General features: G+C 46.9%; 14 protein-coding genes, 1 other RNA gene and 1 pseudogene. 9 read left to right on the top strand and 7 right to left on the bottom strand.

Features of this window, described 5'->3' with window-relative positions:
- Window positions 1-54: 54 nt before the first annotated feature.
- Window positions 55-1203, bottom strand: coding sequence for a patatin-like phospholipase family protein (locus H141_RS0103510; RefSeq protein ID WP_019674863.1), 1149 nt, complete (start codon window positions 1201-1203; stop codon window positions 55-57).
- Window positions 1204-1284: 81 nt separating this feature from the next.
- Between H141_RS0103510 and H141_RS0103505 the strand changes: the two genes are divergently transcribed.
- Window positions 1285-2172, top strand: coding sequence for a DUF3014 domain-containing protein (locus H141_RS0103505; RefSeq protein ID WP_019674862.1), 888 nt, complete (start codon window positions 1285-1287; stop codon window positions 2170-2172).
- 128 nt (window positions 2173-2300) lie between these two features.
- Window positions 2301-2397, top strand: an RNA gene (ffs, locus tag H141_RS21055) — signal recognition particle sRNA small type.
- Between the two features lie 29 nt (window positions 2398-2426).
- Here the strand turns inward: ffs and H141_RS21050 are convergent.
- Window positions 2427-2582: pseudogene (locus H141_RS21050) on the bottom strand (DUF2496 domain-containing protein); the annotation flags it as partial.
- On the bottom strand, window positions 2579-2839 hold the full coding sequence (locus tag H141_RS0103495; RefSeq protein ID WP_019674860.1) for a late competence development ComFB family protein: 261 nt from the start codon (window positions 2837-2839) through the stop codon (window positions 2579-2581). The pseudogene H141_RS21050 and the gene H141_RS0103495, both read right to left, overlap by 4 nt.
- Window positions 2840-2966: 127 nt before the next feature.
- Here H141_RS0103495 and H141_RS0103490 point away from each other — a divergent pair, with 127 nt between their 5' ends.
- The gene (locus H141_RS0103490; protein WP_019674859.1) at window positions 2967-4064 is read left to right on the top strand and encodes a tryptophan 2,3-dioxygenase family protein; all 1098 of its coding nucleotides are present in this window, start codon (window positions 2967-2969) and stop codon (window positions 4062-4064) included.
- On the opposite strand, the gene H141_RS0103485 is transcribed toward H141_RS0103490, so the two are convergent.
- Genes H141_RS0103485 through dinG form a run of 4 tightly spaced genes read right to left on the bottom strand, consistent with a single transcriptional unit; the run spans window position 4035 to window position 8400 of the window.
- A complete protein-coding gene (locus H141_RS0103485) occupies window positions 4035-4973 on the bottom strand; it encodes a histone deacetylase family protein (protein WP_019674858.1) in 939 nt (312 codons plus the stop codon). The two genes, H141_RS0103490 and H141_RS0103485, sit on opposite strands and share 30 nt — an antisense overlap.
- Entirely contained in the window at window positions 4973-5530 is a 558-nt protein-coding gene (gene priC, locus H141_RS0103480; RefSeq protein ID WP_019674857.1) for a primosomal replication protein PriC, read from the bottom strand. The genes H141_RS0103485 and priC overlap by 1 nt, the downstream gene beginning before the upstream one ends.
- Window positions 5527-6312, bottom strand: coding sequence for a sulfite exporter TauE/SafE family protein (locus H141_RS0103475; RefSeq protein WP_019674856.1), 786 nt, complete (start codon window positions 6310-6312; stop codon window positions 5527-5529). The genes priC and H141_RS0103475 overlap by 4 nt, the downstream gene beginning before the upstream one ends.
- A gap of 30 nt (window positions 6313-6342) precedes the next feature.
- Window positions 6343-8400: an ATP-dependent DNA helicase DinG gene (dinG, locus tag H141_RS0103470; protein ID WP_019674855.1), complete on the bottom strand. Its 2058-nt coding sequence runs from the start codon at window positions 8398-8400 to the stop codon at window positions 6343-6345.
- A 548-nt stretch (window positions 8401-8948) separates the two neighbouring features.
- On the opposite strand from dinG, the gene H141_RS0103465 reads away from it, so the two are divergent.
- From H141_RS0103465 to H141_RS0103440, 6 genes are all read left to right on the top strand, one after another.
- On the top strand, window positions 8949-11747 hold the full coding sequence (locus H141_RS0103465) for a TonB-dependent receptor (protein WP_019674854.1): 2799 nt from the start codon (window positions 8949-8951) through the stop codon (window positions 11745-11747).
- Between the two features lie 66 nt (window positions 11748-11813).
- Window positions 11814-12953 (top strand): prolyl hydroxylase family protein, encoded by a 1140-nt coding sequence (locus H141_RS20870; RefSeq protein WP_019674853.1) that lies wholly within the window; start codon window positions 11814-11816, stop codon window positions 12951-12953.
- Between the two features lie 64 nt (window positions 12954-13017).
- On the top strand, window positions 13018-13323 hold the full coding sequence (locus H141_RS0103455; protein WP_019674852.1) for a hypothetical protein: 306 nt from the start codon (window positions 13018-13020) through the stop codon (window positions 13321-13323).
- 26 nt (window positions 13324-13349) lie between these two features.
- On the top strand, window positions 13350-14309 hold the full coding sequence (locus tag H141_RS0103450; protein ID WP_019674851.1) for an aspartyl/asparaginyl beta-hydroxylase domain-containing protein: 960 nt from the start codon (window positions 13350-13352) through the stop codon (window positions 14307-14309).
- 8 nt (window positions 14310-14317) lie between these two features.
- Window positions 14318-16141, top strand: a complete 1824-nt coding sequence (locus H141_RS0103445; protein ID WP_019674850.1) for a tetratricopeptide repeat protein — start codon at window positions 14318-14320, stop codon at window positions 16139-16141.
- A gap of 3 nt (window positions 16142-16144) precedes the next feature.
- Window positions 16145-18088 (top strand): tetratricopeptide repeat-containing sulfotransferase family protein, encoded by a 1944-nt coding sequence (locus H141_RS0103440; RefSeq protein ID WP_019674849.1) that lies wholly within the window; start codon window positions 16145-16147, stop codon window positions 18086-18088.
- Window positions 18089-18093 lie beyond the last annotated feature (5 nt).

Genomic DNA, 18093 nt, shown 5'->3' with positions numbered 1-18093 from the left:
ATTTCAAATGGTTATTTTGCTGCTGGCTGGCGTAGTCAAGCTATTGACAAGGTTTTACTCATTATCTGCGGCAAGAAACTGCACTATTTGGTCCATTTGCTTGCAGCCGTCGTCAAAACCCAATTCAATTAAACGGCGGGTATACTTCTGTTCAAACAGCAAATAGCTGGCCAGGCTGGAGTCGGAGTGCTGCCGGATCCCGAGGCTGCGCAGCAGTGTGCGCACCGCCAGTGGCATACATAAATAATACTCGCTGGCCAGCAGGTTAAAGTTCTGACTGGGATTAATCAGCATGCTTTGTACTGGTTTAAGTTCGGTAGCAATATTATTGGCCCGCAGGGTTTCAACGGTTTTATTAATTCGCTGCATCCGTTCTAAATCAGAATTCAGGGTATCAGTAAAAATAGTATCCAGCAGGTGGCCTGCCACGGTAGCTAAGTCGGGATGATGCAGGTTGCGCTGATTAGCTTTTTCTTTGCGGGGGTCCTCCACCCCGATAATCAGGATTTTATCAGCACCCAGATGAATTGGCGCGCTTAACGGTGCAAGTTGGTTAACTGAACCATCACCAAAGTATTGCTGATGGATCCTGACTGACGGAAAAATAATTGGAATAGCGGCAGATGCCATTAAGTGATGAACGCCAAGCAAGGTTCGCTGGCCACAGCGTTTTGCCCGGCGCCACTCTTCGGCATGATCCGACTGGAAAAAAGTGATCGAGTCGCCGTTATTGTAACAAGAGGAGGTGACTGAGAAGCTGGATAAATAGCCTCCCATAATATTCCGGTCAATTCTTTGCAGGTCAATTATCCGGTTTAGTAATTGTTTTAAAGGTTTATTATCAAACACACTAACGGGTTTTTTATTGGCATAATCTGCCTGAAAGGCGCCAAATAAATTTTGGATTAAATGCCAGAACACCCGCGGGTAGTCAGAGTAATACACCTGATTAGTATGGAAATGACGCCATACCGACTCAATTTTTTTAACGCCTAAATGAAAACAGGAAGCATAACAGGCAATACCTGCGGCATTAATGGCGCCGGCAGAGGTACCACTGATAATATCAAAGGGGATCGGACTGGTTCTGGGGTAATGCTGAGCAATTGCTTTCAGCACACCCACCTGATAAGCGGCACGGGCGCCACCACCGGTTAATAACAGGGCGTTTTTTTTACCGTTTAGGGGTCGTTGTCGTGCCATAGTAATATTGAACTTTTCTGCAATTTAGCGCTCTCTGTTGCTATATTGCAATATATCTTAGCCACTAACAAGGAGACACTTATGACTGCGCAACCATCGGGCAGCGGGCAACAGCTTTATTATGCAGGTATTGCAGCCGTCGTTATTGTTATTTTGTTGGCACTTTGGATGTTGTTTAAACCTGACAATGAAAAAGCGCAAGACACGCTCTCCTCAACCCCATTACCAGCGCGTGCAGAAATTATCACTGAGCAGCCTTTACCTCCTCCGGTAACAGAACCGGAACCAAAGCCAGTACCAGAACCAGAGCTGTCAGCCTATGCTGATATGGCAAGTAAGCCAGAGTTAACACCAGAGACATCCATCCAGGAGCCTTTGCCTGCGTTAGAAAAATCCGATCCGGTATTGAAGCAGGAAGTGCTGAAGTTTGACTGGCAGCCCGGTCTGGCAGGTTTAATCAATACTGAACAAATGGTTCGTAATCTGGTGGTAACCGTGGACAATCTGGCTCAGCGACAGCTGGTTGCTAATCACCCTGTTGTTGTACCACTGGATCAACCCTTTGTTGCTACTCCTGGTCAGAATAATCAGACCTATCAGATTGACCCTGCCGGTTATCAGCGGTATGAGCCTTATGTTCGCTTGCTGGAAAATGCAGAGCCCGAACAAATACTGCAGTTACTTCAGCGTTACCAGCCACTGTTTGATCAAGCTTTTGGTGAGCTGGGCTATCCGGAACTGAGCTTTCGCCAACGTTTAAAGCAGGCACTGCAGCAATTTTTAGCTATCGAGCCAAACACAGCAGACACTACTCTGGTGCGCAAGTCTGTTGCTTATACCTATGCTGATCCTGCTATAGAGGAACGTAGCGACCTTGAAAAACAAGTTATTCGCCTCGGACCAGACAATCATCAGCGGTTGAGGGTGGTGGCACAACAATATCTGTCTTTACTGGAAAGTACCAACTGAACAAAGCGTTGCTCAAAGATTAAGCAGTAAAGCCTGGATATGACTAAATCACTTGAAACCTGGCAGGCCATTGCGCATAATGCGGGCCTGCCGTTCAGGTGCAACCCTTTGGCAGTCAATGGTAACTCCATTGGTCCTCTCGCAATGCTAGTAGGTTAACCTGGTCAGGTCCGGAAGGAAGCAGCCACAGCTTATGATGCAGGTGCCGGGATGTGGCTGGTGGAGTTGCCACCCACTTTAAGTTTTTTCTGATAATCCGCTATCACAATATCCAATGCTGCTAACACGTCGCTATCAGCAAGCTGCTGTTGTTCAAGTAACATAATTAAATCAACAGCCAGTTTGACATGCAATGGCGCATTGGCCAAACCGGCGCTGCTATTTTGTTCAGGTTCTGTCTCTGACGTCACTTATTTTCATCCAGAAATTGTCTGGCCCGGTTGACGGCTTCTTTCACTTTCATCTGCATTTCAAAGCGCTCGCTTTGTGGCAGGTAAAAAGACATATCCACTTCATAGCGAATATAACGCGGTGGCAGTAAGTTCAGGGAGATACAGCATAAATCAGCCAGATATTCGCTGTCTTTGCTGTTGTCGAGCTCTAATTCAACGATATGGTCCAGTAACAGTTTTTCATAATAATTATGAATGTCATCGTCCAGTTTCATTGTTGCCTCGTCAGTTGGGGAGTGTTGATATTTAGCATAATCAGCTTAGCAGCAAAAGGCCATAGAAAGATTGAGTTAACTATGTGTGCTGTTACAATGCCGTGGTCAGAATAAGCGGAAATCTTTCATGCAAAAAAACACCACCCCCTGTTATTACGGCGATTATCTGCAACTGGATAAAATTCTCACTGCCCAGGCGCCGGAAAGTGCGAAGTATGCTGCTGAAGCCCATGATGAAACGCTGTTTATTGTGGTGCATCAGGTGTATGAATTATGGTTTAAGCAAATACTGCATGAATTAAAAGCTGTGATGGCTGTATTTGCCGAAGCGGAAGTTAAAGATCAGCAATTAACCGGCATTGTGCACAAGTTAAAACGGGTGATCAGTATCCAGCAATTGCTGAACCAGCAAATTGCCGTTATGGAAACCATGACGCCGCAGGATTTTATGTCGTTCCGGGATTATCTGGTGCCGGCATCCGGCTTTCAGAGTGTGCAGTTTAAGATGCTGGAAATCGGCCTTGGCCTGAAAAGTGAATATCGCATCGACTTTGATAAAAACTCATTTTATAGCCGCTTAAACCAAAAAGATCGTGATTTTTTGCAGGCACTGGAAACTGAACCCAGTTTATTTGAGCGGATAGAAAAATGGCTGGAACGGATGCCATTTCTGCAACTGGACGACTTTAGCTTCTGGCAGATGTATCATAATGCCACTGCGCAAATGCTGGATGAAGACGCCAACACTGTCTCTGGCATAGCACAGATAGCTGAGCAGGAGCGTGAACTGCAACTGGCAGAAATTGAGCGCACCCGGGCTAAGTTTGCGGCGTTGCTTGATAAAGAAAAGTACCAGGAACTGCAAACCCAGGGCAGTTTCCGGTTAAGTCAACGTGCCATGCTATCGGCATTATTTATCAGTCTGTACCAGGAAGAGCCGGTATTTAATTTACCCTTTCAGTTGCTGACCTGTTTAACAGAAATTGATGAAAACCTGACGATTTGGCGTTACAAGCACGCAATGATGGTGCAACGGATGCTTGGAACCAAAATTGGTACTGGCGGTTCCTCCGGCCATGACTATTTAAAGCGCACTACAGAAAAAAACCGGATTTTTACTGATTTGTTTAATATGGCGACTTTTTTATTGCCAAAATCTGACTTGCCAGTGTTGCCGGAGCAAATTAAACGTAAATTAGGTTTCTATTTCGGGCCTGAGCGCTAAACCAGCAACCGCAAACGCAGCCTTAAACAATTGCAAATGCAGCTGGGTTAAGGCTGCTACATCACGCTGATAGCCACCGCCAATTACCGCAGCTACCGGTATATCCCGGCTGCGGCAGGCGCTAAGTACCAGCAGATCCCGCTGATAAAGCGCATCGGTTGAAATATCCAGCAACCCCAGCTCATCCTGCTGGTGAATATCCACCCCGGCATCGTACAGCACCAGTTCTGGCTGATGCCAGTTCAGTAAACTCTCCAGACTCTGGCTTACTGCTTCTAAATATTCTGCGTCGCTGCATTGTTTTGCCAGACCAATGTCCCAGTCAGAGCTGATTTTGCGGGCAGGAAAGTTCTTTTCGCAGTGCACGGAAGCAGTAATAATGGCCGGCTCAGCGGCAAAAATACCGGCAGTGCCGTCGCCCTGATGTACATCCAGATCAAAAATCAGAATTTTAGTCAGCCCGCGGGCCAGCATGCTTTGAGCAGTAAACGCCAAATCGTTGAATACACAAAAACCAGCACCTTCACTGCGTCTGGCATGATGATAGCCGCCACTTAAATGTAACCCTATGCCATGGCTCAACGCCAGCTCGGCAGCTAACCGGGTGCCGGCCACGGATACCAGAGAACGATCAACCAGCGCCTGTGACCACGGAAAGCCAATCCGCCGCATTGCTTGCGCCGTTATAGTGCCATTGCAAATGCTGTCGATATAGCCGTTGTCATGGATGTTTGTCAGTTCAGCGGCGGCGACGGGTTCAGGCACACTGAAAGCCTCAGGGTATAATCCTGAAGACAACAATGCCTGATATAACGCCTGATACTTGGTAATAGGGTAGCGATGGCGCTCAGGCAGGCTAAGCGCGCTATAACATGGGTGGTAGACCAGGCCTGGTATTACTTTAGCCATCAGGGAACCTGACGCTCGTGCTGCAAAATAGCCTGCTCCACTTCACTGATGGCTTTGCGGCAACGTCCCAGTCTGGCATGCAGCGCCAGTATCCGGTCGGCATTACCGTCACCGCGGTAACGTTCGGCTTGCTCTATCATGTCCAGTAACCGGCGCTCAAATTGCTGAAATTCGCTTAATTGCTGGTATAAATCGACGGTGCCGGGCTTGCTGGCGATTGGTTTTTCTGCCTGCTGCCGGTTTATTTTTACCCCGCGCTGAAACTTGCTGCGGGTTTGCTGGTTACTGAAGGCGCGGGTAAGCGCATCGACCTGAGCGGCTAAATGCTCGGCTAAACGCTGTTGGCTGGCTGCTGACAGGGGGGGCTGATTATCGCTAAGCCGCTTAAGGTTGCGCCTGGCATCAGCAACGTAGTCAGCCAAATTGGGGGAATGGCAACTAAACAGGCCACTTTCAAACCAGTCTTGTGGTTTGCCGGGCTGGCGTTTGCTATCAATCTCACCGGCCCGCTGATACAACTCGGTCAGCTGACTGGCCAGTAGTTGCAGGGCAGTCATGCGTTACTCCAGGCCTGCCAGGCCAAACGCAGGGCAATCGCTATTACCACACTGATAAACACCGGCCGGATAAACTTGCTGCCAAAGCGGATAGCACTGTGAGCACCAAGCAAGGCGCCCAGCATCAGGCACAACCCCATCGCAATGCCCAGCACATAATTAACATGGCCCAATGCCATAAACGCGATGAGTGAAAAGCCATTACTGATGAAATTCATGGTGCGGGCCACGCCACTGGTCAGTAACAGGTTTATTTTATACAGCGCCATGCTGGACACCATCCAGAATGCGCCGGCACCGGGCCCCGCCACGCCGTCATAAAACCCAAGGGTTAAACCCTGCAACCGTTGCTGCCAGTACAGTTTGCTGTTTTCAGGGGGCAGTTGTAACCGGTCATCCGGCTGGATCCGGTTGAACAAAGTGTAAATCGCCGCCAACAATATCAGAATGGGTAATAACTTTTCCAGCAGGGCGGTACTAAGCTGGTCAACAACCAGGGTACCAAGCAAGGCACCAACCGCTGTATATCCCAGGCTGCGTCTCCAGTATCGCGGGTTAAATAGCCGTTTGCGGTAGTACGTCAATGATGCGGTAAGTGAGCCAAAGGTTGCGGCCAGTTTATTGGTACCTAACACCAGGTGGGGCGGTAAGCCCGCCGTCAGTAATGCCGGCACCGTCAGTAAACCGCCGCCGCCGGCGATAGCGTCGATATAACCAGCGATAAAGGCTACCGCACAGAGAATTAGCAACAAATCAGTTGGGGGCAGCAGTTCAGTTAACAACGGGCTTTATCCTGTCAATATGTAAATAGATTAGTAATCAATCTGGCGTTGAAATGGCGGCAGGGTGTCCAGCATAGCCTTACCATATGATTTACTTACCAGGCGCCGGTCCAGAATAACAATCCGGCCCTGATCCTGCTCCTGGCGCAGCAGTCTACCACAAGCTTGCACCAGTTTCCTGGCGGTTGCGGGGATGGCCAGTTGCACAAAGGGATTGCCACCCTTGCGGGTAACGGCTTCACTCATCGCGGCTTCCAGCGGTGATGTTGGTACCGCGAAAGGCAGTTTAGTTATCACCAGATTAGTTAGCAGCTTGCCGGGCAAATCCAAGCCCTCTGAAAAACTTTGGGTGCCAAATAAAATGCTGGTTTTATTGTGCTGACAGTTTTCCCGATGCAGGCTGAGCAAAGCCTGACGCGAAGCTTCACCCTGCACCAGCAATGACAAGCCTGTTTTTCGTAATGCTTCTGCCACCTGCTGCATCTGCCAGTATGAAGCAAACAGTACCAGACTTGCTTGCTGGCTGGGCAAATACTTTGGCAGCAAGCTAATCAGCTCGTCGGTATAACCGCTTGCGGTCGGTTCATTTTGCATTTTAGGCAGGACAATTACCCCGTTTTGCTGATAGGCAAAAGGCGAGTCGACCCTGACGGTTTGTAAGCCGGTGTGGGCTGTTAAACCCAGCTCAAATTTTATATGGTCAAACGAATTCAATACGGTAAGCGTGGCCGAGCATAAAATGCAGGCATAAGCCTGAGAAAATAGCAGTTGCTCCAGCGTGTTTGCCACACTAAGTGGGCAGGCATGGGCTGTAACGTGCTGTTGGTGGTCTCGCACTACCCAGCGCGCCTGGTATGCAGGTTCAGCCTGAGGTTGTGCATACAGCTGCCACAACGCGTGCTGCTGTTCCAGCTTTTGCGCCAGTTGGCTTAGCTCCTGCAACAGCTTTGTCTGGCTTTTTCGTTTGCTGGCTGTTAACGCAACCTCACCGACTGCGGTACTGATTTTGTCCAGTAAGGTCAGGGTTTTTTGGGCGCAACTGGCAATAGGCTCAGCTTGTTGCTGCCAAAGCTTGGGCAGAGCGGCATGTTCAAAGCGATAATCTGTCTGCGCAGTTTCAGTAAACCAGCGGTTTTGCCATTCACTGAGGCTTCGCTCCACTGGCTGAAGCAGGCCGAGCAGTTCATTGCGACTGTCGTCCAGTTTCAGTAAATCTTTTAAGCTGGTTTCAGGCAGGGTCTGGATTAACTGGCTGGCAAGCTGACCTAATTTATCCAGCCAAAGCTGTGGCTGGCTTAGCTGGGCAAACGCCGCAAAATAATCACGGCCACAAGCCGGCAGATGATGCGCCTCATCAATCACATAAATACAGTCTTCTGGTGCAGGCAAAACTGCATTGCCTGAGGCTAAGTCGGCCAGCAGCAGGCTGTGGTTAACCACCAGTAATTGGGCATCAGCAATTTCTGCCCGGGCCAGATGAAACGGACAATTGTGATGGCGCTTGTCATGTTTAGTGCAATGATAAGGGTCGGCACTGATGCTCTGCCACAGTGTGTCGTCAACGGCGACTGGCAGGGTATCTTTGTCACCAAGCCAACTACGTTGCTGCCAGGCCTGATAAAGTGTTTCCAGCAGCGCGAACTGATTGCGCTCACTACTGGTCAGTAAATCCGGTTGCACCAGTTGTTGCTTTAACCGTTCGATACAGGCATAGCGCGAACGGCCTTTAACCAGATTGTACTCAAACTCAATAGCGCTGTGCTCCCGGAAAAAGGGCAGATCTTTATTAATAAGTTGCTCTTGCAGTGCAACCGTCGCGGTAGCGATAACCAGCTTTTTTTGCCGGGCCAGAGCAACGGGCAAGGTCGCCAGCAAGTAAGCTAATGATTTACCGGTCCCGGTCCCAGCCTCAACCAGACCTATCCGGTCGTGCCGGTGATAATGGCCGGCAACAATATTAGCCATTTCGGCAATCAGTTTATTCTGGCCCGGCCGGTTATGATAATTTGGTAACGCCATTTTTAGTTGTTGCTGGGCGTCACGAATTTGCTGTTTTAGCTTTTCAGAAAGCATCGGTTCGGTTGACATGAGTTGGTTAGTTAGCCTGTATAGACGTACAGTTTACTAATTCTAACCAGCTAAATACTATTAAGCAAAGCGCATTATTAGCCAGAAAAAGCGCCTTTTTAGCCGCAAACTATCAGCACGACGTATTTTAGGCCGATTTAGTTCGGTCAGGCTTAAAATGACTGTTTCAAAAAAAACGCAAGAGTGTAAATAATAAATTACGCATTTAGCGAAGCTATTACCCGCTATTAGACCCCAAAATGACTGCAAATGGCGTTTCAGAGGGTGATTAACTGGTCAAACTGAGTATTTATGGTGGTTTGGAACCATTTTAGGGCTAAAGTGCCCTGTTTTAGGGAGTGCCTGAATTTTAGGCAAAATTCGCCAAAGACAACCCCCTGGTGAAATTGTTCAATAAAAGCTGTTGACCCTACCGAAAAATACCGTTTATTATCAGGACGCGACAAATCGGAGTAGATCCGAGATGAATGGAGTGCCAATTGCCTTTAAAGATTGGTAACTGTTTAAAAATAGAATCACTAGCGAGATAGTGGTCCAGGGAGAAATACATGTATACAAATAATAAATTAAATAAAGCTGTGCGCTTAGCTATCGCCTTCGGCGCGGCTTCTGCAACTGCTTTCACTGCATCTGTAACTGCAGCGGAAGAAGATGAAACCGCTAAAGTAGAACGTATTGAAGTTACCGGTTCGCGGATTAAACGTGCTGATATGGAAGGCGCAAACCCGGTAACAGTTTTAGACCGGGTAGATATTGAACGTTTCGGTCTAACCTCTATTGGTGATGTTTTACAAAACTTGCCAGCTGCAGGTTCTGCTATCAACACCAACAGCAACAACGGTGGTGACGGTACTACTACTCTGAACATCCGTGGTTTAGGTTCAAACCGTACTCTGGTGCTGGTAGACGGTAAGCGCTGGGCACCAGGCTTGGGCGGCTCTGTTGACTTAAACAACATTCCATCAGCCATTATCGAGCGTATTGAAGTGCTTAAAGATGGCGCTTCAGCAGTATACGGCTCTGACGCTGTTGCTGGTGTAGTAAACATTATTACCCGTAAAGATTACGAAGGCGTTCATGCCAATGCTTACTTAGGTCAGTACGCCAAGTACAACGATGGACGTAAGCAGTCTTACGACATCGGTTTTGGTGCTTCGTCAGGCAAAGGTAATGTGTATGTTAACGTTAGCTATGTAAACGAGAAAGAAACTTTAGCGGGCGACCGTGACATCTCTGCAGTGCCGGTATTTGGTACGCCAACAGGTTTTGGTGGTTCTTCAGGTACGCCAAATACCCGTTTTATCTATTTTGATGAGAATGGTGCTTTCCGAAATGTTCAGGGCGATGGTAACGGTGGGTTAATCCCCTGGACTGGTGCTTCTGCGTTTAACTTTGCGCCGTTTAACTTCCTGTCTACACCGCAAGAACGGACTAACATGTTCATTAAAGCGGATTACGAGCTGAGCGATAATGTGCGCGTAATGGTAAACGGTTTTTATAACAACCGGAAATCAGCTCAGGCACTGGCGCCAACGCCACTGTTTATCGGTAGCGCCTTCGGTGATACTGGTTTCGTATTGGCTGCCAATAACCCGTTTAACCCAGTGGGTGTTGATATAAGCACAGATACCGATAATAACAACCTGTACCTTATCGGCCGTCGTATGATGGAAGCGGGTTACCGTCAGTTTAACCAGAACGTTGACCAGTTCCAGTTTAACGGTGGCTTCGAAGGTAACTTCGATCTGGGCGACCGTACGTTCTACTGGGATGCGGGTTACACTTATTCAGACATTACCAACAATGAAATGACCGAAGGTCTGCTTAACATGGGTAATGTTAAAATCGCTATGGGTGATGTTAACACCTGTGCCGCGACTACGGGCTGTACACCACTGGATTTATTTGGTGGTGCAACCGGTATCGGCGAAGGGTCAATGACCCAGGAAATGCTGGATTTCATCCTGTTTACTGCGCAAGATGCATCTAACACCAACATGAAAAACTATACGGCTAACATCTCTGGTGATGTTTTCGAGCTACCTGCCGGTATGGTGGGCTTCGCTGCCGGTTATGAAAAACGCTGGCAGAAAGGTTTCGACCAACCAGATGCGTTTATCTCTGCAGGTTTATCTTCAGGTAACGCCCGTCAACCTACTTCAGGTAGTTACGACGTAGAAGAGATGTACCTGGAATTAGCAGTTCCTTTACTGGCGGATATGGCTTTTGCTCAGAATTTAGATTTAGAGCTGGCTACCCGTTATTCAGATTACAGTAACTTCGGCGACACGACTAACAGTAAATTTGGTTTGAAATGGCGGGTAAACAGTGATTTGATGTTCCGGGCTACCTTTTCTGAGTCGTTCCGTGCACCATCTATCGTTGAATTGTTCCGTGGCGCAGCAGATAGCTTCCCATCGTTAGTTGACCCATGTAATGGCGGCGCAGCAGCTAACCCTGGTAAACCAGGTTGTGCTGGTATCCCTGCAACTTACCAGCAGCCTAACCCGCAAATTCGTATTACAGTAGGCGGTAACGCTAACCTGGAAGCGGAAGAAGGCGAAAGTAAAACGGTTGGTTTTGTATACAACCCTTCTTGGGCTGATGGTTTGTCAATGACATTTGACATGTTTGACGTAGAAGTTGATGGTGCAGTATCTGCAGTAGGTGCGCAGAATATTCTGGATGCCTGCGCTGAAACCGGTACAACTCTGTGTTCATTACTTCAGCGTAATGCTAATGGTGGCGTAGTTGAGCTGTTTAACGGTGCGGTTAACTTAGGTGGTGAAAAGACCAGCGGCTTCGATGCAAACTTGGCATACCGTTTCGAAACTGGCTTTGGTACTTTCTTAACACGCTTTGATGTGACTTACATCGATGAACGTACTATTGTTGCGGTAGATCCTGTAACAGGTGCAAGCACTGAGTTTAAACAAGCTGGTCAGGCATTTGACCGTGATGTAATTCCTCGCGTACGTTCAAACATCTCGTTAGACTGGACAAAAGATGACTGGACTGCAAGCTACTTAGTGCGCTTCATCAAGGGCACACAAGAAGTATGTAACTTTGGTAACTCTGGATTACAGAATGCGCAGGAACAGTTACTGTGTAGCATTCCAAGTGCTGAAGTTGGTGGCGCAAGCTTCAACCGCTTAGGTTCAATGGCATACCATGACGTGTCTGGTTCTTACCAGGTAACTGAAAATATGCGTGTTACTTTAGGTGTAAATAACCTGTTTGATACTGATCCACGTGTATCTTACAGCACCTTTGCTAACAGCTTTGACCCATCAATGTATGAAATCCCAGGTCGCTTTGTTTACGGCCGTATCAGTCTGGAATTCTGATAATCATTTCGGGTTAACCTTAACCAAAAAAAGCCTCGTTTAGAGGCTTTTTTTTTAGGTAAATTAATGAATACACAGGACTTAATTCATCAGGCATTAGCCTGTTTTAATCAGAATAAACAAGCTCAGGGTAAGGCATTAATGCTGCGCGCTGCGCAAGCAGGATCAGCAGCTGCAGTACTATATTATGCCGACCTGCTGTTTAAAGAGGATAAAGCGGCAGCATATCGTTATCTTGCAGAACAATGGCAAGATGGAGTTACTGGCACTTTGCATCGTCGCGCCATACTCCGCTGCTTTTTTGATGTTGACGGTAACCATAGCCCGGCAGAGCTGTTTGACGATTTGCATCAGGAAGCCATCAACGGCGACCTGCAATCTGTTATTGCATTGCTTAGCGTGATAGGTGACAGCAGCAATAGTGAGTACTACCGTATATTGCTGCAGCAACTGGCACCGCAGTTATCTGCGCAATTGTTAGCAGGACAAAATGCTGGCGGGCAATTGATACCGCAGCCGCCGCAGCCAGACTTTGATACCTTGAGGCAAAGCTTTGCCAGCGGTTTGCAAAAGTGGCAAGTATTTAACTGTGCCAATCTTAATACTGAAATCGGGCTGGTTTGTGCTAACGCTGCTTTAACGGCACTTGAGTGCAATTATATGATGTTGCGATTCGGCGCTTTGTTGCAGCCTTCGTTAATTGTTGACCCCACTACTGGCGCTGCTAAGCAGAACCCATACCGCACCGGCTCTATGGTGGCAATAGGGCCGGAATATCTCGACTGGGTTACGTTAGCTATTGAATACAAAATGTCCTCCTTTGCTGGTTTTGCGCGTCAGCAGGGTGAGGTAATGAATCTGATCCATTATGATAAGCAGCAGCGCTACCTGCCGCATTTTGATGCAATTATTGGTGACAGTGCCAGCATGTCAGCACAGTTGCGTAATGGCGGACAACGACAGCTGACCGTTCTGGCCTATTTAAATACGGTTCCAGCGGGTGGCGAAACTTCCTTTCCGAAGTTAGGCCTTAAGGTGCAGGCCCGGGCTGGCGACCTGCTGATGTTTCGCAATATCGATGAAGCTGGCCAACTGTTACAGGCTTCTTATCATGCTGGTGAGCCTGTGCTGGCCGGCGACAAATGGTTGTTGTCAAAATGGGTTAGACAGGGTGTTACTGATTATGGTACGTTAGCCTACAATTAATTACATTTAATGTTGTCACGATGGTGTATGTTAATACCCCTTATTTTATGTTAAAGGAGCAGAAATGGATTATCAAAAAATGAAAATGGCCGCTGTCGCAGTTTTGTTGCTAGCAGCAGCGGGGTGCAGCAATAACGTAGCGAGGGAATCGTCGGCGGCTCCTGTTGCTCAGATTGCTGAGCAAACCTCTGAAGTTACAGATACTGCTGCAGCTGAGGAAAGCAAACTAATTTGCCATCACGAGAAAAAGATTGGCTCTAACCGCAAGTCATTGCGTTGTATGACTAAAGCTGACCGTGATAAAATGCGTGATGTGTCACAGGAAGCCTGGTTACGGCAGCAACAAGGTTCAGAAACAGGCGGTGGTTAATTAATATTAATAAGGCTAATTCTGCAGTGGTATTAAACTATTCCCAGTTAGCAATTGACGCGGTTAAGGCGCGGCGGTTTGATGCAGCGCTTGATATATATGCCAGTTGGTTTGATGCAGAGCCGGCGTTGTTTCTAAACGCAAAAAAGTCAGGCGCGGCGGTGGTTACCCATACACGTAACGCAGCCAGCCTGGCCCGCAAGAAGTTGTATGATAAAGTTCATGGAATAGTAAATTGTAGCGCCAGAATTGACAAAGCTTTAAATTATTATTTTGGTCTTGAAACAAAAAAGTTTCAACACGCGCTACAACAACCTGCTTTTTTTTATGTGCCAGACCTTAATGCAAAACCTTTCTATGCAGTTGACGAAATACCTGGTCTTGCTGATCTGGTGCAGCAATTACGTTCTTTTCACACAGATCTGCTCGCTTTGGCGCAGCACAGTTTTCAACACTATGTAGACACATCAGGCCCGGTTCCCAGTACCGAAGACTGGCAAAAGGTAAAGAAAAACTGGTTGTCTACACATCTGATCCGCGGTGATGAAAAGAGGGTTTTAACTGAACCCCGGTTGCAACAATGCCAGAAAATACTTGAGCATGCAGTTGTTGCGCACTGCCCACCTCATGCCGCAGAGGCTTTTGTATCTTCTTTGTTACCTAGTGCAGAAATTCCACCGCATTACGGTATTTCAAATATAAAGCTTACGGTGCACATTCCACTTCAGGTTAATACATTATCGTGGTTACGTGCTGGCAGTGAACAATTTAGTTGGTCTGTCGATTCAGAGGTAATGATATTCGATGACAGCTTCTTGCACAGCGCTGCAAATCCCGGTGCGTCTCGGCGCGATGTATTAATTTTTGATGTTTGGCATCCTGATCTTGCCGACGATGAAAAACATGCCATCAGGCATTTTATGGCGCAACATCAACTTTGGTCTGAAAAATATGCTAAATTGGCCGCATTGGATGGCCGTTTGTAGCTGTAAAAATGATTAGCCTTGACCTTATAAAGCGTTTTCAACAGATCTCCTATTGTTTTAATCAGCAGGCCTTTTCTCAGGTCGCTTCCTTGTGCGCCAATCGGTTAGCTGTTAAAGACATGCCGGTTGAGATCTCACTAATGTATGCTGTGTCATTGCGACGCCTGGGCGACTTTGCTAAAAGCCAGGCAGTATTTGTTGCTGCAGTTGCATTACATAAAAATTACGTGCCGCTGCGCACAGCTTTTGGCAATCTGCTATTAGAAATGGGCGACACAAAGCAGGCGTTAGAACAGTTTAGGCAGGTGATTACGTTACAGCCACGACAGGCCGAAGGTTATTTTAACAGCGCCAGAGCGTTAAGGCAGCTTGGTGAAGCTCAACGCGCACTTCAGATGTCGCGCCAGGCATATCAATGTAGTAAGGACATCAATAATGCGATAGCACTGGCGGAAGACTTAACACTTAACGAACAACTTGCAGAAGCAGAACAGTTGTACAGCAGCTTGTTGCAGCAGCATCCTGAAAACATAAAAGTGCTAAATAATCTTGGAAATTTACAGCGGCGTTTAGGTAGATTAAAAGAGGCTATTGGCTTATTGTCTCGTGCTGCAACGAGTAATAATCCGACAGTTATACGCAACTTAGCTGCTTGCTTTGTACTTAATAACCAGTTTGAGCTTGCTACAGAATATTATAAACGCGCTATCGCTCTGGCACCTGACATCGTTGTTGCCTATACCGAGTTCACTGCCTTCTTATGGCAGCAGGGCGCTGAGCAGCCGTTTGATATTATTGAACAGCGCTTAGTTACTGCGCCTGCGGATCATGCTTTACGAATTGCTTATGTAAAAATTTTACTGCAATTGAATTTGCCTGACAAAGCCCGGCAGTATTTGTTACCAACGCTGACGCAGTTTCCAACTGATAGTAATGTGCTCACTCTGGCAGCTATGGTGTATCGTGACAATGGCGAATACCCACAAGCAGTAGCTTTTGCCCGTAACGCGTTGCAGGCAGTGAGTGGTGGCTCTGACATTCCTGCCAGAAGCGAGTTGGCGTATACTTTGCTGGCACAACATCAGGGCGAACAGGCTGCAGCGCATTATAGGCAGTTGATTAAAGATGACCCATTAAACCAAGGCTGGTGGACAACGCTTAGTAGTGCGTTGAAGCAAGTCGGGGATGAGCGAAGCTACAGCTGGTTGTGTAACTACGACTTAGTTGATCCGGCAATAATTTGTCATGCCGGGCCAAACAGTTTATTGCCGGCAAATTTCAATCAGCAACTGTTGCCACTATTAGATAGTTTACATCGCAATATTCGCCCTCCATTAGGGCTGTCCCTGCAAAAAGGCTCCCAAACATTTGAAAATCTTTTTGATAGCCAACATGTCTTACTTCAGCAATTACGTGACGCGATATTGGCTCAGGCCAGTTCATTTATTGCATCGTTAAAGAGTGATGATAAACATCCGTTTTTATCCAGATTATCGCAGCAGTTGAGTTTTCAAGGCTCATGGTCTGTTAAGTTAAGTAACGAAGGTTTTCACAAGTCGCACTTTCATCCAATGGGTTGGTTAAGTGGTGTGTATTATGTTGACGTACCGCCTGCTGTTGAGCGTGAAGGGCAGGGCTGGTTGGTGTTTGGTCGCCCTGATATTCCCAGTGTAAGCTATGCTGGCGATTACGCCGTTAAGCCAAAACCGGGTATGTTGGTCTTATTTCCTTCTTTTATGTGGCACGGGACTAATCCTTTTTCAGACAAAGCGCACCGTGTCACAGTGGCGTTTGATTTGATTCCGCAAGCAGTAACTCATTTAAACGGATAGTCGATGTTAAAGTCAGAATTTCAGCGTGCCCTCAACTTGTTTAACAATAACGAGTTAAATGCTGCTGCAGCAGCTTGCCAGCCTTATCTTGAACAACCGATGTTTAAACTGCTGTTGGCAACTATTTATGGCAAGTTGGCTCGATTTAATGAAGCAGAAGTTTTGTTTGAAAATTTATTACGACAATATCCAATTAACTTAGATGTGTTATTTAACTTTGCCCTGGTACTTAAACTGCAACAACGTTTTACGGAGGCAGAGCAGCACCTAAAATCGTGTTTAAGGCTAAATGTAAAGTATCACCCAGCGCATCATGCATTAGGCGCTTTGGCCGAATTGAACCATGATTTAATCCGGGCGCGGGCCTGCTATCAGCATGCTTTAAGTGTGCAACCAGAGAATATGGATTATGTCTACAGCTTGGCACAATGTGCGTTTAAGCAGGATGATTTCGCGATGGCAAGCCAACTTTTGCAAAGCTTATTACAAAGACGCTATCACGCGGCAGCATTCAGTTTGTTCAGTGCAGTATTGTATAAATTAAAAAGTACGGTAGCGATGCGTCAATTGGCTGAGCGTTACGCTAAAGAGATCATCACCGTTCCTGATGCACTAAAGTACGCTGGTTTATTGGAACTTGACGAAAAGTGTTTTGTGAGCGCTCTGCACCTGTTGCAACAAGCCCAACAGCAACTTAACGAGCCATGTTTCGAGGTTGACGCCAACTTACTGTACTGCAAGTACTTGCTGCGCCCGGAAAAAATGCTGTTGCAGCAACTTATTGAATGTAGCGTTAGTGATGGAAGTACAACAGCGTTTTACTTTGTGGTGAACGTATTAGCAACGTTGGGGCAGTTAGAGCAGGCGAAGAGTTTATTGCAGCAAGCATTGCCACAATACCCTAATGATACGGCCTTACGGCTTTTACAATCGAGATTGTTCATTCAGTTAAAGCAGCCCACTGAAGCACTCAATGTTTTGTCGGGCATTAGCCAGTCACAGGACAACGAAACCCTGCTGGAAATCTGTTATCAAAAAGTACAGCTGTTTGAAAACATGGGCGAGTATACTTTAGCGGCCGATCAGATTAAGGCTGCGGCAAAGTTAGTGGCGACGCAGCGAATAGTTGAAAACTTACAACAGGATGCTTCAAGAGCAGAGAAGGATATTAACAGTGTTGCTGTTAAATTAAACGCTCATCCTAAGCAGCTGGTGTTTATTATTGGCTTTCCACGTTCGGGTACAACTTTGCTGGAGTCGAAGTTGGCGCAGCTGGATAATGTTAAAATACTGGAAGAAACCAATGCTGTTAAGCAGTTCTACCTGCATCTGCTGCAGTTGAGTAAGGGGCGGGAACTTGTAGAATATTTATCCGGGTTAACTGAGCCGCAACGCATAGCGCTGGCAAATGACTATTTAACCAGTTTATCGAAGTATACCGAGCTGCGTGATGAGCACATTATCGTTGATAAGATGCCGCTTAATGCGTTATACCTCACCCCTATGCTGTTGTTATTTCCGCAAGCAAAAGTGGTGTTAATGCAGCGCCATCCTATGGATGTCTGTATCAGTAGTTTAAAGCAGCGCATGCTCAACCTGTTTACGGTAGATGCGTTTGCGCAAAGTTATGACACCTATTTCAGCCTGCTCGATATTTTTTTGCATAAATTCAACGAAAACACTTTGGTTATTAAGTACGAGCAATTAGTTACCGACTACTTCACCGTGTTTAATTCGGTATTACAACATTGTGGTGTATCTACGGCTAAACAGCAGCAAAGTGATACGCCAACAATGTTTAATACACCGAGTTATCATCAGGTTAGCCAGCCACTGTACACTAAGGCTGTTAACTCGTACCAGCATTACCAGAAGATGTTTGATTTCCAACATCCCAGGTTGATTAAGTGGTGTAAGGCGTTGGGCTATGGTGACGGTAAGCGGTGATTGCA

The sequence above is a fragment of the Arsukibacterium perlucidum DSM 18276 genome (assembly GCF_000382165.1).
Taxonomy (GTDB): Bacteria; Pseudomonadota; Gammaproteobacteria; order Enterobacterales; family Alteromonadaceae; genus Alishewanella; species Alishewanella perlucidum.
Note: the sequence above shows the minus strand (reverse complement) of the source record. Positions and strands in the feature narration are given on the sequence as shown.